Here is a 19,176-nt window from a genome sequence, read left to right as displayed (position 1 = left end):
TGTCACGCGGCGTTCTCGCCGACCGCCCGGTCGGCGGACTCCTGGTCGGCGACGGCCTCGTAGAGCGCTTGGATGTTCCCGCTGCCGAAGGTCTGGGCTCCGAGCCGTTCGATGATCTCGACGAAGAAGGTGTTGCGCGGGTGCACGGATTTGGCGAAGATCTGGAACAGCTGGCCGTCGTGGTCCTCGTCGACGAGGATGGAAAGCCGTCGCAGCTCGTCGACCGTGTGGCCGACCGGGGAGAGCCGGTCGGCCAGCCTGCGGTAGTAGGACTCCGGCGTGCTGAGGAAACCGATCCCGTTGCCGTTGATCGCGTCCACCGCCCGCACGATGTCGGTCGCGGTGAACGCGATGTGCTGGACGCCGGCGCCGCCGTGGTCGCGGAGGAACCGGTCGATCTGCCCCGGCGCCCGGCTGACGTCGGGTTCGATCACGGTGAAGGTGACGGCGCCCGAGAGGCTTTCGACCACCTTCGAGTTCATGGCCTGGGCGCCGACGGAGATCTTCTCGGTGAAGACCGTCCGGAAGTCCAGGACCCGCTCGTAGTAGGCGACGGTCGATTCGAGCTGCCCGGGCGGAACGCAGACCGCGAAATGGTCGACAAGGCCGAGGTCGACGTCGGCCGCGGAGGGGTCCTCGACGGCACGGAACCCCGGCAGCGTCCGGACGTCCACAGTGGAGGGACGCTGGACGAAGGTGTGGGTGAGGTCGCCGAAGCCGCCGATGGTCGCGGTGACGACGCCGTCGGTCTCGGCCACCCCGGCCACCGGGCGCGCGCCCCTGGCGACGGCGTCGTCGAAGGCGGCGGCCGCGTCCGGGACACCGAGCGCGATGTCGCCCACCCCGTCGCCGTGCCGGGCAAGGTAGAACGAGCCGGCCTGGTCTTCGCTGCGGGGCTCGGCGAGGATCAGCCTGATGTCGCTCCGGCCGACCGCGATCAGGCGCGTGCCGTCCGGGCCGCCCGTGTACGACTCCGCGTAGGGCGCGAGTCCGAAACCGCCCGCCAGCCAATCGGCCGTGGCGCCGGCGTCGGAGGTGTAGATCTTCACGTGGTCGACCGTGAGGTCGTCGAAGGTGGCCATGTGGCTGTTCCCCTTGTGGTCGCGGGTCATTTGTCTTCGGCCGTCAGCTCCGCCACGTGTTTGGCGAGCAGCGCGACCGTCGGGAGGTCGAAGAGTTCCGCGACCGTGATGCGGACCCCGAGCTCACCTTCGACCCGCAGGACGAGCCGGGCGGCGTGCAGGGACTGGCCGCCGATGTCGAAGAAGCTGTCGTCGAGGCCGACGCGTTCGGCGCCGAGCACCTTGACGAAAATCCCGCACAGCGTCTCTTCGACAGGATTGCGCGGCGCGCGATAGCCGTTGTCCGCGCCGAACACCGGCTCCGGGAGCGCACCCCGGTCGATCTTCCCGTTCGCCGTCACCGGCAGTTCGCCGAGCGACTGGAAGGACGCGGGGACCATGTAGTCGGGAACCTTTTCGGCGACGTACGCACGTAGTTCGGCCAGGTCGACCTCGGCGGCGCCGGGGACGACGTACGCGGCCAGCCTGCGCTCGCCGTTCTCGAGCGCGCCCACGACGAGAGCGTGTGCCACGTCCGGGTGCTTGCCGAGTACCGCTTCGATTTCCGAGAGCTCGACCCGGAAACCACGGATCTTCACCTGGCTGTCGGTCCGTCCGGAGAACTCCAGCGCGCCGTCCTCGCGGGTACGGACCAAGTCGCCGGTACGGAACATGCGCTCGCCCGCCGCGCCGGAAGGATCGTCCACGAACCGCTCGGCGGTGAGATCGGGACGGCCCGCGTAGCCGCGTGCCACTCCGGCGCCTGCTACGTAAAGCTCGCCAACCTCCCCGTCGGGAACGGGCCGCAGGTCGCCGTCGAGCACGTAGGTCCGGGTGTCGTCCATCGGACGGCCGATCGGGATCGTCTCGGTGACCTCGTCCGGGCCGTCGAAGGTGGCATAGGTGGAGAACAGCGTCGTTTCGGTCTGGCCGTACATGATCCGGACCCTGATACCTGGACAGGCTTCGAGTACCCGGCGGACCGCGGCGGACGAGACGACGTCCCCGCCGGTCATCACCTCCTTGACCGTCGCCAGCGATTCCGGCGCTTCTTCGGCCACCACACGGAAAAGACCGGCGGTCAGGTGGACCGACGTGACCACCTCCGCGGCGAGGATCCGCCGCACCGCCTGGAGGTCGAAGGTCCCCGGCGGGGCGAGCACGACCTCGCCGCCGCGCAGCAGCGGGCCCCAGACCTCGAAGGTGGACACCCCGAACGCGTAGGGCGCGACCATCAGGACCTTTCCGTGGACCGAGGGGTCCCAGCAGGAATCGCCGAGGAGACTCAGCACGGAGCGGTGGGTGACTTCGACGCCCTTCGGCCTGCCCGTCGACCCGGACGTGTAGATGACGTACGCCAGGCGCTCGTCGTCCGGGCCGGGAAGCGGTGCCTCGTAAGGCTGTTCCGCCGCCGGTTCCCGGTCGACCACGACGACGTGGCCGACGGACGGCAGCTCGCCACCGCTCATCGCCGTGTCGGTGAGCAGGACCCCGGCGCCGACGTCGTCGACGATCCACTGCATCCGGTCGAGCGGGTAGGCGCTGTGCAGCGGGAGGTAGGCGCCGCCCGCCTTGAGCACGGCGAGCAGGGCGACGATGAGGTCGGGGGAGCGGTCCATCAGCACCGCGACCGGGGACTCGGCGGTGACGCCGAGATCGCGGAGCCTGCCCGCCAGCCGAGCGGCCCGTGCGTCCAGTTCCGCGTAGGTGACGGCCGAGTCGCCGGACCGCACCGCGACGGCGCCGGGGTGGGTTCGCGCGCGGGCCGAGAAGGCCTCCTGGATGGACGCGACGGTCATCGAAGTCTCCAATCCGTGAATCGGGTGGTGACCGAAAGACCCACCACCTGAGCGTTTCCCAGGCTTTCACCGGGCCACAGGGGAGAACGTCTTCTCGGTTGCGAGCCGCCCGCCCCGGTGGGCCGTGTCGTGGATCGCCCGGACCCGGACATCGGAACGCCTCCTTGGCCTGCTTCACACATCCAACGCACGCGAACGCGTTCAGTGTGCTGCTCCGGGCATGGTCACAGCCAGTGAGCGAGCCACCGCGGACTCGTGAATTTTTCATGTCGCGGGAGGATCCGGCGCTTTCGGAGAAGGGTCGTTCCACAAGTGAGTGACGCTGAGTCGCGCAACCGACGCGAGCACACTCGGCACAGGAGGCCAGGTCGTGACCAATGTGATCACCGGCGAGCAGGCGAGTCCGGCCCCGCCGCCGAGGCCCCGGGCCGGTCCGGGATTGAGTGTCCGGCACACCTTGCTGGCCTATGCCCTGTTCGTCATGCTCGGGGCGCTGTTCGCCGGCCTCGGCGCGGCCCTGCCGCAGCTGCGGGTGATCTACCAGCTCGGCCCGACGTCGGGAAGCGAACTCATCAGTGTGTTCAACGCGGGCTCGCTGCTGTCGACCCTCACCTTCGGGATCGGCGCGCGCAGATTGCCGCCACGGCGGTCGATCAGCGTGCTGGTGTCGATCATCGGCTGCGCCGCGGTGCTGATGGGGTTCGCCGCTTCGTGGCCGATGCTGCTGATCACGGCGCTGGTCGCGGGGACCGGCTTCGGCGGTCTCGTGGTGCTGCTGAACACCGCTTTCGCCAAGGGATTCGGGGAACGCAGCGCGATCAAGCTCAGCATCCTCAACGCCGTCTTCGGGCTCGGCGCCATCGGGGGGCCGCTGCTGATCGGGACGGTCGGGCTGGCGAACCTGCCGTTCGTGTTCACCGCGATCGGCGTGCTGATCCTGTTGTGCTGGCAGGTAAGGGATTGCGCGTCACTGCTCACCGGCTCCGAGCAGGGTGAGGACAGTGGCGTTCCGGCCGGGCGGCTGCGCCGGGGCCTCCCGATCCTGCTGGCCTTCGCCGCCATCGGGCTCGTTTACGCCTCGACCGAGACCGGCGTTTCCGCTTGGCAGAGCACCTATCTCGTCGGTGTGGGGTACTCGGTGTCCGCGGCCGCCCAGCTCGACGCGGGCTTCTGGGCGGGATCGACGCTCGGCAGGCTCGTGATCCCGGCCCTGACCGTCCGGATGGCGCCGCAGCGGGTGGTGCTCATCTGCACCGCCTTCGCCGTGGTGGCCCTGTTCACCGCCACGTCGCCGGCCTTGGCGCCTATCAGCTACAGCCTCGCCGGATTCGCGCTGGGCCCGGTACTCCCGACGGTGCTGGCCTGGATGGCCAAGGTCGCGCCGTCCTCGGCACAGTCGACGACCGCCGCCATCCTCGGCTGCGGGATGCTGGGCAGCGTGCTCTCCCCGATCGTGATCGGCGGGATCACCGGCAGCACGCCGGGACCGCTCATCCCGATCACGATCGGCGTCTTCGCCACGTTGACCCTGCTGGCGCTCTTCAACGCGGCCCGGGTGGCCCGCCGGGCGAAGTCGTCGGAAGCCGAATCGATCGGGACGTAGGGCGAGTGCCGTGTCGGGCCGGTGAGCGGGGGTGACGTCGCGAAAGCCACTTTCGGGACATCAGACGTCCCGAAAGTGGCTTTCGCGACACCCAGTGCGGCTCGGACGTAAACGCTCGGGACACGCTCATCGACCCGGCGCGGGGAAGGCCGTTCGGCAAGTCAGGCGTTGCGGGAGAAGAAATCGGCGAGTACCGGGGCCAGCGCGGCCGCGGAGACGTCGTGGTCCTGCCCGTCCAGTGTGCGTTGTTCGCCGCGTGGCAGGACCTTCGCGGCTTCCTGGGCGCCGTCGAGCATCCAGTCGGGGCTGTTCCCGCCGTAGAGGACGAGTGCGGGCACGTCCACTGTGGACAGAGGTTCGGCGGGAACGGCCGCGCCGAGGTCCGCGTCGGCCATGATGGCCGAATCGTGGGCCAGTGTCGGCGCGACGGCGGTCAGCCCGGGCCACATCGGGGATTCGCGCATCTGGCCGATCATCTCCGGCGGCGAGCCGACCCGGTCCAGGAAGAGCGCGACGGCGTCGCCGGGGCGGTCCGCGGCGATCAGTCGGATGAGTTCGCCGTGGTAGCGGCGAGCTTGTTCCTTCTGGTCGTCGGCGGTGTAGAACGGCGGTTCGTAGGCGACGACGGTGGTCACCGGCAGTCCGGCGGCGACCGCCCGCAGCGCCAGCGCCCCGCCCGACGACATGCCGAACAGCGACACCGGGCCGCCCGCGTCGGCGATCACCGCGGCGAGGTCCTCGAGTTCACGCTCCAGCGCGTCCTCGGCGACTACACCGGCACCGTCGCTGTCCCCGCGGCCGCGGCGGTCGTACGTGGTGACGGTGAACCGCGTGCTCAATTCCTCCGCGACACCGGTCAGCGGTCCGGCCTGGCGGTGGCAGAGCGCACCGTCGACCAGCACGACCGGCGCTCCCTGTCCGATCCGGGTGCGGGCGATGGCGGTTCCGTCCGCCGAAACGACGGTGCTCATGATCGCTCTCCCTTGGTCGACGTCACTGTAACCGTATCGTAAAGTACGAAAAACTGACTATCAACTTCAGTGACGCAACTCGATAGTGTGGTTATAGTGAAAACGTGGTGATCACGCGGGAGTACTTCGACGGATGCGGGACCGCGCACGCGCTCGATCTGGTGGGGTCGCGGTGGGCGTTGCTGATCGTGCGCGAATTGCTGCTGGGGCCCAAACGCTTCACCGATCTCCGGGCCGGGCTGCCGGGTTCGAGCCCGACCATGCTCGCCCAGCGCCTCCGGGAACTGGAGCAGACCGGCATCCTGCGACGCCGCGCCCTGCCGCCACCCGCGGCGTCCACCGTGTACGAACTGACCGAGTGGGGCGCCGAGCTCGAACCCGCCCTGCTGGCCCTCGGCCGCTGGGCCGCCCGGTCGCCGCTCATGCCCGAGCGTGCCCCGCTGTCCCTCGATTCCCTGGTGCTGGCGATGCGGACGATGTTCGACCCGGCCTCGGCCGGCGACCTCGAAATGGCGTTTCAGCTGCGTTTCGGGCAGTTCGAGGTGATCGCCCGGGTCGGCGGAGGCGCCCTCGAGATCGGGTACGGCACGCTGGACCGGCCGGACGCGGTGGTGACCACTTCGGTGGAGGCGTTGCGTGAAGTGATCTTCGAAGGCCGCGGGCTCGCGCAGGCGATCGCCGACGGAGCGGTCCTGGTCGACGGCGACCTGGAGGCGGTCACCGAATTCACCGGCTGCTTCCCGCTACCCGAACCCGCCGCCCTCCCCGTGAACGCTTCCCGGCGGCCCTGACCGGATTCGCACACCGGTGCCGGGCATTCCTCACAGGCGAAGTCTTCCAATGTGCCGAGTGCTCCGTATGGCCGCTGAAAGTCTTCAAACACCAGGGTTTCTTCACTTACGATCCAGGGCAGCGAGGTAGTCCCCGAGGATCTCCTTCCCGCGGAACTGACTCGTCATCCCGGTCGGCCGCCGGAGTCGTCTTCCAGTGCCTATGGAGTCCTTGAGGGAGATTTTCATGGAGAACCGCTGCCCAGTCGCGCTCGATGTCACCGGGGCCGACATCCACGGTGAAGCCGCCGCGCTGCGCAAGCAGGGGCCGGCGACCCAGGTGGAGCTTCCCGGTGGTGTCGTGGTCTGGTCGCTCAACAGCCACTCGGTCATCAAACGCGTCCTGTCCGACCCGCGTGTCACCAAGAGCGCGCGAAACCATTGGCCCGCCTTCATCAACGGGCAGATCCCGCCGGACTGGGAAATGATCAGCTGGATCGCGATGGACAACATGGTCACCGCGTACGGCAAGGATCACGTCCGGTTGCGCAAACTCGTCGGCAGCGCGTTCACCCGCCGCCGCACCGAAGCCATCAAGCCGCGGATCGTCGAGCTCACGCAGGGATTGATCGCCGCGCTGGAGTCGGTGCCCGCCGGCGAGGTCGTCGACCTGCGCGAGCGGTTCGCCTATCCGCTGCCCGCGATGCTGGTCGCCGACCTGATCGGGATGTCGGAGGACGCCAGGGCGAAGACCGCCAAGGTGATCGACATGATGGTCGACACCACGGTCACCCCCGAGCAGGCGCAGGCGGTGCTGGCAGGCTGGCGGGGCGCGATGGCCGAGCTGATCGCGGCCAAACGGCGAGAGCCGGCCGAGGACATCACCAGCGACCTGATCGCCGCGCGGGACGAGGACGGTTCCCGGCTGTCCGAAGAGGAATTGACCGACACGATCTTCGCGATCCTGGGCGCCGGTTCGGAAACGACGATCAACTTCTTCGACAACTCCATCACCGCGCTGCTCACCCATCCCGAACAGCGCGCGCTGGTGACCAGCGGGCAGGTCTCCTGGGACGAGGTCATCGACGAAACCCTGCGGGTCGAGTCGCCGCTCGCGCACCTGCCCCTGCGGTACGCGGTGGAGGACATCGAACTCGACGGGGTGACGATCCCCCGTGGTGACGCGATCCTGGTCAACTACAGCGCCATCGGGCGGGACCCGGAGGTCCACGGGGACACGGCGGGCAGCTTCGACATCACCAGGGAGAACAAGGAGCACCTGTCGTTCGGGCACGGCCCGCACTTCTGCCTCGGCGCGGGGATCGCCCGCGCGGTCGCGACGATCGGTCTGTCCACTTTGTTCGAACGGTTCCCCGGGCTGTCCCTCGCCGTCGAACCCGGTGAACTCCGCCCGCTGCCGACGTTCATCATGAACGGTCACCGGACCCTGCCCGTCCGGCTCGGCTGACGCAGGGGAGGGCCGTTTCCGGGACGGAGCACCGGAAACGGCCCAGGGATGGAAAACCGCCGGATCAGCTCGCCCGCAGATAGCGCCGCGGGGCCGCGGACGGGCGCCGTCCCATCAGGACGGCCAGCGCTTCCAACGATCCGGAGAGTTCCCGGAGGTCTTCGGTCATCAGGGCCTGCGGCCCGTCGCACAAGGCCTCTTCCGGACGTGGGTGCACATCCACGAGGACCCCGTCGGAGCCCACCGCGATCGCGGCGCGGCTCAGCGGCAGCACCAGATCTCGACGGCCGCCGGAATGCGACGGGTCGATCATCACGGGCAGATGGGAAAGGTGCTGTACCACCGGCACCGCCGAGACGTCCAGGGTGTTGCGGGTCGAGGTCTCGAAGGTCCGGATGCCGCGTTCGCACAGCACGATGTCGAGGCAGCCGCGTTGCGCGATGTACTCGGCGGCCATCAGCCATTCTTCGATGGTCGAGTTCATGCCGCGTTTGAGCAGCACCGGCTTGCCCGCCCGTCCGGCCGCCTGCAACAGACCGAAGTTCTGCATGTTGCGGGTGCCGATCTGGAGCATGTCGGCGTATTCGGCGACCATGTCGACGTCGTGCGGCGCGACGACTTCGGTCACCACCGGGAGTCCCGTCTCCGCACGGACGTCCGCGAGGATCCGCAGTCCGAGTTCCCCCAGTCCCTGGAACGCGTAAGGCGAAGTCCTGGGTTTGAACGCGCCGCCGCGCAGCAGCGTCGCCCCGGCGTCCCTGGCCATCACGGCCGCCGCCAAGGTCTGCTCCGGCGACTCCACCGCACACGGCCCGGCGATCAGGGTCATCGTGTCGGGTCCGATCGGGACGCCGCCGACCTCGACGGTCGACCTGCCCTCCGGCCGGTGTTCGCGGCTGACCAGCTTGTACTTGGCCGAAATCCTCGTCACCTTGGCGACTCCGGGCCTGCTGGCGAGGTTCAGCGTCTCGAATCCCTCGACGTCACCGATCAATCCGATGATCGTCCTGCTCACCCCGCGGCTGACGAAGGCCTCGCCGCCGGCGGATTCCACCTGGGCGACGATCGCCTCGATCTCGTCTTCGGTGGCGTCCGGTGTCATCACGATCACCATGGTTGCGGTCTCCTCTGGTCGGGCTCTCCGGAAAACCGTCGCGGCGCGACGCCGTTTCGGCAGGCCCATCCTGGCTCCGCCGCCAGGACGCCGACGTCCTCAAACCTGCCGCAATCAGGGAGACGTCCGCGCCTGACGGCACTGGGATCGTCTGAACAGGTTCACGCGAGGACCGGTGTCCTCCCGCTACCAGCCCACCTCGGTTCCACAGCTAGGAGGAAATGGTGTCGACCACCGAGAACCCGACTCGCGAGCAACTCGTCCAACGGGCCACCGATCTGGTGCCCACGCTCCGGAAGCACGCGGCGTGGACGGAAGAGAACCGTCGCCTGCACGACGAGACGATCGAAGCGATCACCGACGCCGGTCTGTTCCGGCTTCGGGTTCCGAAGCGGTACGGCGGCTACGAGGCCGACACCCGCACCCTCGTCGAGGTGGCGGCGGAGCTGGGCCGCGCCGAGGGTTCCTCGGCGTGGACGACCGGCGTCAGCTGGATCACCAGCTGGATGACCGGCCTGTTCCCGGACGCCGTCCAGGACGAGGTGTTCTCGCGGTCCGACATCCGCGTTTGCGGGACGCTGAGCCCGACCGCGATCGCGGCCCCCGCCGACGGCGGCGTGGTCGTGAACGGCAAATGGGGCTTCATCAGCGGTGCGCGCCACGCGCACTGGCAGGTCGTCATCGCGGTCCTCGTCGAGGACGGCGCCGAGCCGTACCCGGTCATGGGCGTGGTCCCTCTGACGGACTTGCTGATCGTCGACGACTGGCACACGGTCGGCCTGCGCGGTTCCGGCAGTGTCAGCACGGTCGCGAAGGACGTGTTCATCCCGAGCGAGCGGATCATCAGCCTGCCCGCGGTCTTGCAGGGCCAGTACTCGTCGGCGGCCAACGCCGGGCTGGAGATCTTCCGCGCGCCCCTGCTCCCGGTCGCCGCGGCGTCGTCGGTCGGCAGCGTGATCGGACTCGGCCGCGCCGCGAAGGAGTCCTTCCTCAAGCGCCTGCCGAACCGCAAGATCACCTACACCGCTTACGAAAGCCAGCGCGAGGCACCGCTGACGCACCACCAGGTCGCGGACGCGGTGATGAAACTCGACGAGGCCGAGTTCCACGCGACGCGGCTGACGTCGCTCGTCGACGGAAAGGCGTCCGACGGTACCGAGTGGAAGCTCGAAGAGCGGGTGCGGGCGCGGGCCGACATGGGCGCGACGGTGCGGCTGAGCAAGGAGGCCATCGACATCTTCGCCAACGCCAGCGGCGGGTCGTCGATCTTCTCCGACGTCCCGATCCAGCGCATCGCCCGCGACATCCAGGCGGTCAACCTGCACGCCCTCATGCACCCCGACACCAACAACGAGCTGTACGGGCGCGTGCTGTGCGGGCTCGAGCCGAACACCCTCTACATCTGAGACCGGCCACGAAGGGAAAGAGTCCTGATGACGACCACTGAAACCGCCAAGGTCACCGACGCGGACAAGGCGGCCATCGCGGCGCTCACGCAGAAGGTGATCGCCGCCTGGGCCTACCACGACGCCGATGCCTTCGCCGACGTCTTCACCGAGGACGGCACGATGATCCTCGCCGGCAGCTTCGCCAACGGGCGCGAGGAGATCCGGAAGTTCCTCAAGAACGCCTACGACACGAACTACAAGGGCACCCAGGTGACGGGCAAGCCGCTCAGCCTGCGGTTCCTCTCGCCCGATTCCGCGGTGCTGCTGACCCAGGGCGGCGTGCTGTACAAGGGCGAGTCCGAGGTCGCCGACCACAACGCGATCCGCGCCTCGTGGACCGTCGCCCGCCAGGACGGCGAGTGGCGGCTCGCCGCCTACCAGAACACCCCGCGCGACAAGTAGCTTCCCCGTGCGGCCGAGCGTCGCGAAAGCCACTTTCGGGACATCAGACGTCCTGAAAGTGGCTTTCGCGACACCCGAACCCCGGCAGACGTGCGAGCAGTCGAGCCGACCCCCTGTTCCGACCCTGCACCTGGCTTCACGCCTCAAGGCCCCTTCCCGCCTCGGGAAGGGGCCTTCGCTCGCCTCAGCTCGCCTGGCGTTCGCCCAGCAGCCGTTCCGTCGCGAGCCGGGCGGCGATGTCGGCGCGTAACGCCTTCTTGTCGACCTTCCCGACCGCCGTCAGCGGCAGCGAATCGGTGTGGACCAGCCGCTCGGGGAACTTGAAGGTCGCCACCCCCGCGGCTTCCATCGCCGCGTGCAGCCGGCCGGGGTCGAGCCGTTTTCCGGTGCTGTAGAGGCAGATCCGCTCGCCGAGGTCCGGATCCGGCATGGCAACCGCCGCGGCGAGACTCGCCCCGGCCTGGTAGGCGAAGTTCTCGATCTCTTCGGCGGAGATCTTCTCGCCCCCGCGGTTGATGACGTCCTTCTCCCGCCCCTCGACGACGAGGTTCCCGTCGGGAAGCATGCGCACGATGTCGCCGGTGTTGTACCAGCCGTCGCTGAAGGCCGTCGCGTTCCGCTCCTCCGCCCGGTAGTAACCGCGAACGGTGTAAGGCCCCCGGGTGAGCAGGATGCCCGGCTCGCCGTCGGCGACCGGCCGGCCATCGGCGTCGACCAGCCTCAGCTCGTCGTCCGGGCAGATCGGCCTGCCTTGTGTACGGCAGACGACTTCGGCGGGGTCTCCGGGACGGGTGAGGCACATCAGTCCCTCGCCCATTCCGTAGCCGTTCTGGAGCGCGCAGCCGAGCACGGGTTCGAACCGGCCGGCGATCTCGTCCGGGATCCGGGAGCCGGAGACCTGAACCAGTTCCAGGGAACCGAGATCGTGGGCGGAGCCGGCGACGCGGTGCTCGAGCCAGCGCTGCGCGATCGCCGGGACGAGCGAGGTCATCGTGACCCCTTCCGCCTCGATCAACGGGAAATTCCGTTCCGCGGTCGGCGAATCGGTGACGACCACCCGGCCTCCGGCGAACAGCGTGGCGAGCACCCAGGTCATCGGAAAACCGTGTCCGAGCGGAAGAACGGCCAGATAGACGGTGTCGCGCCCGATCCCGCAGATCTCCGCGGCCCGCTTGACGAGGTAGGAGAAGTCGTTGTGGGTACGGGGAATGAGCTTCGGAGCGCCCGTGGTTCCCCCGGACAGCAGGAAAAGCGCGACGTCGGTACCCGAAGGCTCCGCGGGTTCGAAGACTTCGTCGCTCGACGGGCACAGGTACGCCCGGAGGTCGAGGCTTCCTTCTTGGAGTTCGTCCGCGGTCACCAGGACGTGTTCGCAGGTTTCGGATTCGGCGGCGACTTCGTGGGCCAGTGCCTGGTGGTCGAAGCCCTTGACGATCCCGGCGGTGATGACCGCCCGCGCGCCGGCGTGTTCGGTGACGGCCGCGATCTCCTGTTTCCGGTGGCCCTGCAACGCCATCACCGGGACGACGCCGAGTCGAAGGCAAGCCACCGTCGTGACGACGAATTCCCAGTGGTTGGGCAGTTGGAGCACGACCCGGTCGTCCGGGCGCAGCCCGAGTTCACGCATCCGCGCGGCCGCGCCGTCCGCACGGGACAACAGCTGGCGGTAGGTCAACCGCAGGCCGCGGTCGACAAGGCAGACCGCGTCCGGCGTGGCGGCGGCCGCCTTTTCCAAGAATGAGATCAGTGGGCGATTTTCCCAATATCCCTTTGAAATGTATCTCGCGGCGAAGTCCCTGGGCCAGGGAACGGTTCCTTCGGTGTTTTTTCGTGGCATGCCGGACCTCCATATGCGCGACGCGGCTCGACTGCACCGAACGATAAGGCTCTGACCTGGCCGTCCCGTCTCCTCGAATGCGGGGAGTCGGCCCTGGGGCGGCGAATCGGACGCGGTGGCAACGCAGGAGATGCCAGCGCTGACGGCGGCGACAAAAAATGACTCGGTCGGAGTTCCCGGCCATGACGAACAATTCCGTCATCCGCGATGATCGTTTACGCGGCCGGGTCTTGAATGCGAAGAGGAGCAGGGACTTGAGCCAGGACGTGCAATTTTCAGACGCGGTGGCCGTCGTCGGCATGAGCTGCCGGTTCGCCCCTGACCTCGACTCTCCGGGAAAGTTGTGGGAGTTCCTGATCGACGGGCGTGATTCGGTGCGCGAGATGCCGGAGAGACGATGGTCATCTTACGCGGCCGCCAGCCCACAGGCCACGAACATTCTTCGGAAAACCACCCGCAAGGGTGCTTTTCTCGATGACATCGAGGGATTCGACGCGGACTTCTTCGGTATTTCCCCCAGGGAAGCCGATTTCCTCGACCCGCAGCAGCGCATCATCCTGGAGCTGGCCTGGGAGGCGCTGGTCGACGCCGGGCTCCCGCCGCATCTCCTGCGTGGTTCGGAGACGGGCGTGTTCGTCGCGGCGAACTCCAACGACTACGGGCGGCGGCTGCTCGAGGACGTCGGCCGCACCGGCGCCTACGCGGTCAACGGCACCACCTATTACGGCATCGCCAACCGCATCTCCTACTTCCTCGACCTGCGCGGGCCGAGCCTCGCCGTCGACACGGCCTGCGCGGGTTCGCTGACCGCGTTGCACCTCGCCTGCCAGAGCCTGCGGATCGGGGAGACCCCGGTCGCGATCGTCGGCGGGGTCAACATCATGGCCAGCCCGACGCTCAATATCGCGCTCGAAGCCGCGGGAGCGCTGGCACCGGACGGGAAGTCCAAGGCCTTCGACAAGAACGCCGACGGGTACGGACGTGGCGAAGGCGCCGGTGTCGTGGTGCTCAAGCGACTGTCGGACGCGCGCCGTGACGGCGACCAGGTGCTCGCGATCGTGGCGGGCAGCGGGGTTTTCCAGGACGGCAGATCCGACGGCATGATGGCGCCGAACGGAGAGGCGCAGGAACACATGCTGCGTCAGGCGTACCGGCGGGCGGGCGTCGCGCCCGGGTCGGTCGGCTACGTCGAGGCGCACGGCACCGGCACCCCGGTGGGAGACCGCGAGGAGGCCCAGGCGCTGGCGGCGGTGTTCGGCGGTGAGAGCAGGGTGGACGACCCCTGCCTGATCGGTTCGGTGAAGCCGAACATCGGGCACGTCGAGGCCGGTTCCGGGATCGCCGGGGTGATCAAGGTGATTCTCGCGCTGGGCAACGAAGAGATCCCGCCGAGCCTGCACGACGAACCGAACCCCGAGTTCGACTGGGCCGGTTCCGGGCTGCGCCTGGTGGCGGACCGCCAGGAGTGGCCGCGTGGCGAGCGGCCGCGGATCGCCGGAGTTTCCAGCTACGGCGTCGGCGGTTCGATCGCCCACGTCATCCTCAAGGAAGCCCCAGTCGCCGCGCCCGAGGCGCTGAGGGGTGCCAACGCGGAACTGGGCACGTCGGTGTTCCCGCTGTCGGCAGCTTCCGACGGGGGAGTACGGGCCCTCGCCGCGACGACGGCGGAGTGGCTGGCCGCGAATCCCGGTGTCTCGCTCGCTTCCGTCGGGAACACGTTGTCCCGGCGGCGTTCCCACCTCGCGCAGCGCGCGGCGGTCGTGGCGGGTTCGACCGCCGAACTGACCGAACGCCTGCGCGCGCTCGCCGAGGGACGGCCCGCACCCGGCGTCGCCAAGGGACGGGTGCCCTCGGCCGCGGACGGCAAGGTCGTCTGGGTGTTCTCCGGACACGGCGCGCAATGGTCCGGGATGGGTCGCCGTCTGCTCGTCGAGGAACCCGTGTTCGCCGAAGCGATCGATTCCCTCGGTGACGTGTTCCGCGCCGAACTCGGCTGGACCCCGCGTGAGGCCATTGTGGACGGTGGGCCGTGGAGTGCCTCGCACGTCCAGGCGATGACCTTCGCGATGCAGATCGGTCTCGCCGCGGTCTGGCGCCGCCACGGCGCGAAGCCCGCCGCCGTCCTTGGCCACTCGGTCGGCGAGATCGCCGCGGCGGTCGCCGCGGGCGCGCTGGACGTCCTGGAAGCCGCGCGTTTCGCCTGCCGCCGGGCCGCCGCGTTGCAGCCGCTCGCCGGCCGTGGCGGGATGGCCATGGCGGGCCTGGCGTTCGACGAGGTCGAGCGGCGCTTGGCCGGGCACGACGGCGTCGAAGCCGCCATCGCCGCGAGCCCCGGCTCGACCGTCGTCTCCGGCGACCGCGCCGCTGTCGAACGGCTCGCCGCGGAATGGAAGACCGACGGGATCGGGATCTGGACGGTCGACACGGACATCGCCTTCCACAGCGAGCACGTCGACGAGGTCGTCGCGAACGTGGCGGCCGCGGCCGCCGAGCTCACCCCGCGTACCCCGGACGTCCCGCTCTACAGCACGGCGCTGACCGATGTCCGTTCGGCGGCTCCCCGTGACACCGCCTACTGGGTGGCGAACCTCCGGCAGCCCGTCCGGTGCGCGCAGGCCGTGACGGCGGCGATCGAAGACGGATACCGGTTGTTCCTCGAAGTCTCTTCGCATCCCGTGGTCACCCACTCGATCAAGGAGACGCTCGACCACCTCGATGTCGAGGAGGCGAAGGTCGCCTTCACGTTGCGGCGCGACCAGGACGAGGTCGCCACGCTGCTGACGAACTTCGCCGAGTTGCACTGCGAGGGCGCCGACTTCGACTGGGCGGCCGAGCATCCGGACACCCCGCTGCTCGCCCTGCCCGCCGTGGCGTGGCAGCACCGTCCTTATTGGATCTTCGGCGACGACGCCACCGGGTCGAACGGTGTCGGCGGCGGGCACGATCCGGAGAAGCACAGCCTGCTCGGCGGGAAGATGGCCGTCAGCGGCTCTCCCGCGCGGGTGGTGTGGCAGACCTATCTGGACATGGATTGCCGCCCGTACCCGCTCAGCCACGAGGTGGTCGGAGTCGAGATCACCCCGGCGGCGTCGATCATCAACACCTTCGCCGAGGCGGCGGTCCGCGACGGCAAGCAGGCGGCGATCACCGACATCGTCCTGCGCACCCCGCTTTCCGTCGTCCCGCCGCGGGTCGTACAGATCGTGTCCTCGGAGAACACCCTCCGGCTTTCCACCCGGCTCGCCGAAGACGGCAACGCCGGTGAGGAGCACGAGTGGATCACCCACACCACGGCGGCGGTCGAACCCGGGGTGCGGGTCACCGAAGGCACGATCGACACCGCGGATCTCCGCGATCGGCTGCCGGAGTGGTCGTGGGAGAAGGTCGACACGATGTTCCGCCGGATGGGGGTCGGTGGCTACGCGTTTCCGTGGGACCTCGACGAACTGCGCCGCACGGATTCGGAGCAGCTCGCGGTGATGACCATCGAGCCGGGCGCCCCGAACGCGGCCAGCTGGGCGCACGTCATCGACGGCGCGCTGACCATCAGCGCGGTCGTGGTGACCCCCGAGGACGCCCCCGTGCTGTGGATGTCGAGGTCGATCGAGAAGGTCGTCTTCGACGGCGTCCCGCCCGCGAAGATCGTGGTGCACAGCCGCCGATCGCCGCGGTCCCCGCGGGACACCACCGACGTCCTGGTCGCCGACGAGACCGGCAGGATCGTCTGCGAGGTCACCGGACTGCGGTTCGCGGCGGTGGAACACCTCGGCGCCGCGGCGGCGGGCCCGCGCGACCTCGTGCACGAGATCGCCTGGAAGCCGTTGGAGACGGCGGAAACCTGGCGTGAACTGCGCCAGGTCCTGCTCGTCGGAGACCCGACGGTCACCGGTCTCCTCGCGGCCCGGTTCGAAGCGCTCGGCACCCGGGCGGTGCGTGTCTGCGGGCCGGATCCGCACCAGGACGCGGCGCGCGACTGCGACTGTGCCGCCGATTTCGGCGAGTCGATGCTGTCGGAGCCGGGCGCGGTCGTGATCGCGCCCTCGCTCGCCCGGCCGGGCGAAACGCTCGAAGCCGCGACCGAACGGGCGAGCTGGACGGTGATCCGGACCCTTCAGCGGATCAGCGAGATCGCGTCGATCGCCGGCGACGACTTCGCGTCGCAGCAGGTCTGGGCGCTCTCGCGAGGCGTCCGCAAAGCCGTGGACGAGGCGGCGCTCGCGCACGGACCGCTCTGGGGTGTCGCGCGGATCGCCGCCGGTGAACGTCCGGAGCTGTGGGGTGGCGCGATCGACGTCGACGAGGTCGACGAGGACACCGCGGATCGGCTGCTCACGCTGCTCCGGCACGCCGGTGGCAGCGAAGACGTCATCTCGCTGTCCGGCGACGCCACCGAGGTCGCCCGCTTGACCACCATCGAGCGGCCGTCGGACGGCGCGAGCCTCCAGTGCCGGGCCACCGGTACCTACCTGATCACCGGTGGTCTCGGTGGTCTCGGTCTCGAGGTCGCGCAGTGGCTCGCCGACCGCGGCGCCCGGCGGCTCCTGCTCGCGGGACGGCGGGGCCTGCCGCCTCGTTCGGACTGGGACGCCGTCACGGATCCGCAGGTCCGGCACCAGATCGACAGTGTGCTCGCGCTCGAGGCGGCCGGGGTCACGGTGCGCGCGGTGCCGGTGGACATCACCGACGAGGTGGATGTCGCCAGGGCCCTCGACCCGGCGAACCACGGGCTGCCGCCGATCCGTGGCGTCATCCACGCCGCCGGTGTGGTCAACGACGCGCTGATCGACAAGGTGGACCTGGACGGCCTGCGTGACGTGCTCGCTCCCAAGGCGAGCGGTGGGCTGGTGCTGCACCGGCTGTTCCCGCCGGGGACGCTGGACTTCCTCGTCCTGTTCTCGTCCTGTGGCCAGTTCGCCAGGCTCACCGGGCAGACCAACTACGCCGCGGCGAACTCGTTCCTCGACGCGCTGGCCGCGCACCGCAACGCCGGTGGGCACTCCGAGACCACGAGCATCGGCTGGACGTCCTGGCTCGGTGTCGGGATGTCGGAGAGCATCGCCAGCACGATGTTCGAGGCCAACGCCCGCGGCCTCGAAGCGATCACCGCGGCCGAGGCGTTCCGCGCCTGGGCGTTCGCCGAGCGGTACGACGCGCCGTACCAGGCGGTCCTGCGGGTCCTGCCGCTGCCGGCGCGGACCACCCGGGTGCCGATGTTCCGGGATCTGGCCGCCATCGACGCCGACGCGGCCGAGGCCGACGGCGGTACGGACGTCGACTGGGCGAGCCTCTCCGCCGAAGAGGCGCACGAGCTGATCACCCAGGAGGTCCGGGAACAGGTGGGCGCCGAGCTGAACCTGGCCGCCGAGGACGTCGACCTCCGGCGTCCGCTGGTCGAGCTGGGCGTCGACTCGGTGATGACCGTCGGTCTCCGTGTCCGGCTGAGCCGCCGGTTCGGGCTCGATCTGCCGCCGACGATCCTGTGGGCGAAGCCGACCGTCGCCGCGCTCTCCGCACACGTCACGGAGGTCCTGCGGGAGCCCGAAGCGGCCTGATCGCACGAATGGCGAAAGCCCCTGTCACAACCTCGCGGGTTGCGACAGGGGCTTTCCCCGTAGCCGGCCCGGGGCAAGAGAAAGGGCGCCTTCCTCGTGAGGAAGGCGCCCTTCGTTTCGTTCCGGTCAGGGCTTTCTGGCCGTGATCGCCCCGTTGGCACCCGGCGCCTGGAACCGCACGGTCCGGATGTCGTCGAATCCCGCGGCGGTCAGCCATTCGTGGTACTCCGCGGCCGTGTAGTTGCGCCCCCAGGTCCCGACCAGCATGGCCATGCTCATGAGCGCGGCGTCGGCCGGACCGGCCTTGTCGTCGTCGACCAGCAGCTCGGATATCACCAGCAGCCCGCCGCTCGGCAGCGCGCGATGGCATTTGGCCAGCAGCTCGGCGTTCCTGGCCTCGTCCCAATCGTGCAGGATCATGGAAAGCAGGATCGCGTCGTGCCCCGGCGGCAGTTCCGCGTCCTGAAGGAAGTCGCCGGAACGCAGGCTGATCCGGTCGGACAGTTTCGCTTCCTCGACTTTGTCCACTGTGTACTCGCACACGAAGGGCAGGTCGAAGATCGTGGTGTGGAGGTCGGGATGGCGACGGCACAATTCGACGGCGAAAGCGCCGCCCCCGCCCCCGACGTCGAGCAGGGTGGACGTCTCGCCGAAGTCGACCTCCTCCGCCAGGACCCGGGCCGTGCCGGCGGAAAGCGGGTACAGGCCGTCCCAGAAGATCCTCGGCCTGGTTCCTTCCTCGAAGATCTCCTCCTGGTCTCCCGAAAGCAGCCTGCCCGGCCTGTTCGCCCGGACGATCTCGGTGACCCGCATCCAGCCGGGGTTGGCGTACTGGCCGAGCATCCTGATGTAGTCGCCGAAGTAGTCCGGCTTCCCCTTCACCAGATACGCCTCGGCGACCGGCGTGTTGCGGAACCGGCCGCCGTCGGCGTCCAGCAGGTCGAGCGCGGCGCACGCGGTGAGCAGGATCTCCGCCGGCCGTTCCGCGATCCCGGTTCCCGCCGCGACCTCGGCCGGGGTCGCGCTCCCGCCGGAGAGGAAGGTGAACAGGCCGAGGTCTTCGGCGGCGACCAGTGTCTGCGATGCCCACAGGCCGGTGGTCAGCCGGACCAGGCCGTCGAGTGCGGGTTGAGTGTCCACTGGGTTTCCCC

12 protein-coding genes are annotated in these 19,176 nt (G+C 69.2%); 6 read left to right on the top strand and 6 right to left on the bottom strand.

Annotation, left to right across the window (positions count from 1 at the left end):
• Positions 1 to 2: 2 nt before the first annotated feature.
• Complete coding sequence (gene hppD, locus ACZ1DY_RS38200) at positions 3 to 1,082, bottom strand: 4-hydroxyphenylpyruvate dioxygenase (RefSeq protein WP_257484207.1); 1,080 nt, start codon at positions 1,080 to 1,082, stop codon at positions 3 to 5.
• A 26-nt stretch (positions 1,083 to 1,108) separates the two neighbouring features.
• On the bottom strand, positions 1,109 to 2,860 hold the full coding sequence (locus tag ACZ1DY_RS38195; RefSeq protein WP_465482550.1) for an amino acid adenylation domain-containing protein: 1,752 nt from the start codon (positions 2,858 to 2,860) through the stop codon (positions 1,109 to 1,111).
• Between the two features lie 370 nt (positions 2,861 to 3,230).
• Here ACZ1DY_RS38195 and ACZ1DY_RS38190 point away from each other — a divergent pair, with 370 nt between their 5' ends.
• Positions 3,231 to 4,463, top strand: coding sequence for an MFS transporter (locus tag ACZ1DY_RS38190; protein ID WP_257484209.1), 1,233 nt, complete (start codon positions 3,231 to 3,233; stop codon positions 4,461 to 4,463).
• 161 nt (positions 4,464 to 4,624) lie between these two features.
• Here the strand turns inward: ACZ1DY_RS38190 and ACZ1DY_RS38185 are convergent, their stop codons facing one another.
• Positions 4,625 to 5,434 (bottom strand): alpha/beta fold hydrolase, encoded by an 810-nt coding sequence (locus ACZ1DY_RS38185; RefSeq protein WP_257484210.1) that lies wholly within the window; start codon positions 5,432 to 5,434, stop codon positions 4,625 to 4,627.
• A 104-nt stretch (positions 5,435 to 5,538) separates the two neighbouring features.
• Here ACZ1DY_RS38185 and ACZ1DY_RS38180 point away from each other — a divergent pair, with 104 nt between their 5' ends.
• Together ACZ1DY_RS38180 and ACZ1DY_RS38175 are read left to right on the top strand one after the other, a co-directional pair.
• Complete coding sequence (locus ACZ1DY_RS38180; protein ID WP_257484211.1) at positions 5,539 to 6,225, top strand: winged helix-turn-helix transcriptional regulator; 687 nt, start codon at positions 5,539 to 5,541, stop codon at positions 6,223 to 6,225.
• Positions 6,226 to 6,451: 226 nt separating this feature from the next.
• The gene (locus ACZ1DY_RS38175) at positions 6,452 to 7,672 is read left to right on the top strand and encodes a cytochrome P450 family protein (protein WP_257484212.1); all 1,221 of its coding nucleotides are present in this window, start codon (positions 6,452 to 6,454) and stop codon (positions 7,670 to 7,672) included.
• Between the two features lie 64 nt (positions 7,673 to 7,736).
• Here the strand turns inward: ACZ1DY_RS38175 and aroF are convergent, their stop codons facing one another.
• On the bottom strand, positions 7,737 to 8,786 hold the full coding sequence (gene aroF, locus ACZ1DY_RS38170; protein ID WP_257484213.1) for a 3-deoxy-7-phosphoheptulonate synthase: 1,050 nt from the start codon (positions 8,784 to 8,786) through the stop codon (positions 7,737 to 7,739).
• Positions 8,787 to 9,010: 224 nt separating this feature from the next.
• Between aroF and ACZ1DY_RS38165 the strand changes: the two genes are divergently transcribed.
• Both ACZ1DY_RS38165 and ACZ1DY_RS38160 read left to right on the top strand, forming a co-directional pair.
• Positions 9,011 to 10,192 (top strand): acyl-CoA dehydrogenase family protein, encoded by a 1,182-nt coding sequence (locus ACZ1DY_RS38165; protein ID WP_257484214.1) that lies wholly within the window; start codon positions 9,011 to 9,013, stop codon positions 10,190 to 10,192.
• Positions 10,193 to 10,219: 27 nt separating this feature from the next.
• Positions 10,220 to 10,636, top strand: coding sequence for an SgcJ/EcaC family oxidoreductase (locus ACZ1DY_RS38160; protein WP_192743600.1), 417 nt, complete (start codon positions 10,220 to 10,222; stop codon positions 10,634 to 10,636).
• A gap of 184 nt (positions 10,637 to 10,820) precedes the next feature.
• Here the strand turns inward: ACZ1DY_RS38160 and ACZ1DY_RS38155 are convergent, their stop codons facing one another.
• Positions 10,821 to 12,371 (bottom strand): (2,3-dihydroxybenzoyl)adenylate synthase, encoded by a 1,551-nt coding sequence (locus tag ACZ1DY_RS38155; protein WP_306855998.1) that lies wholly within the window; start codon positions 12,369 to 12,371, stop codon positions 10,821 to 10,823.
• A gap of 356 nt (positions 12,372 to 12,727) precedes the next feature.
• On the opposite strand from ACZ1DY_RS38155, the gene ACZ1DY_RS38150 reads away from it, so the two are divergent.
• Entirely contained in the window at positions 12,728 to 18,025 is a 5,298-nt protein-coding gene (locus ACZ1DY_RS38150; protein ID WP_465482549.1) for a type I polyketide synthase, read from the top strand.
• Positions 18,026 to 18,151: 126 nt separating this feature from the next.
• Here the strand turns inward: ACZ1DY_RS38150 and ACZ1DY_RS38145 are convergent, their stop codons facing one another.
• The gene (locus ACZ1DY_RS38145) at positions 18,152 to 19,165 is read right to left on the bottom strand and encodes an acetylserotonin O-methyltransferase (protein WP_257484217.1); all 1,014 of its coding nucleotides are present in this window, start codon (positions 19,163 to 19,165) and stop codon (positions 18,152 to 18,154) included.
• Positions 19,166 to 19,176 lie beyond the last annotated feature (11 nt).

The sequence above is a fragment of the Amycolatopsis sp. PSD-21 genome (assembly GCF_055561455.1).
This window is presented reverse-complemented; position numbering and strand designations above follow the sequence as displayed.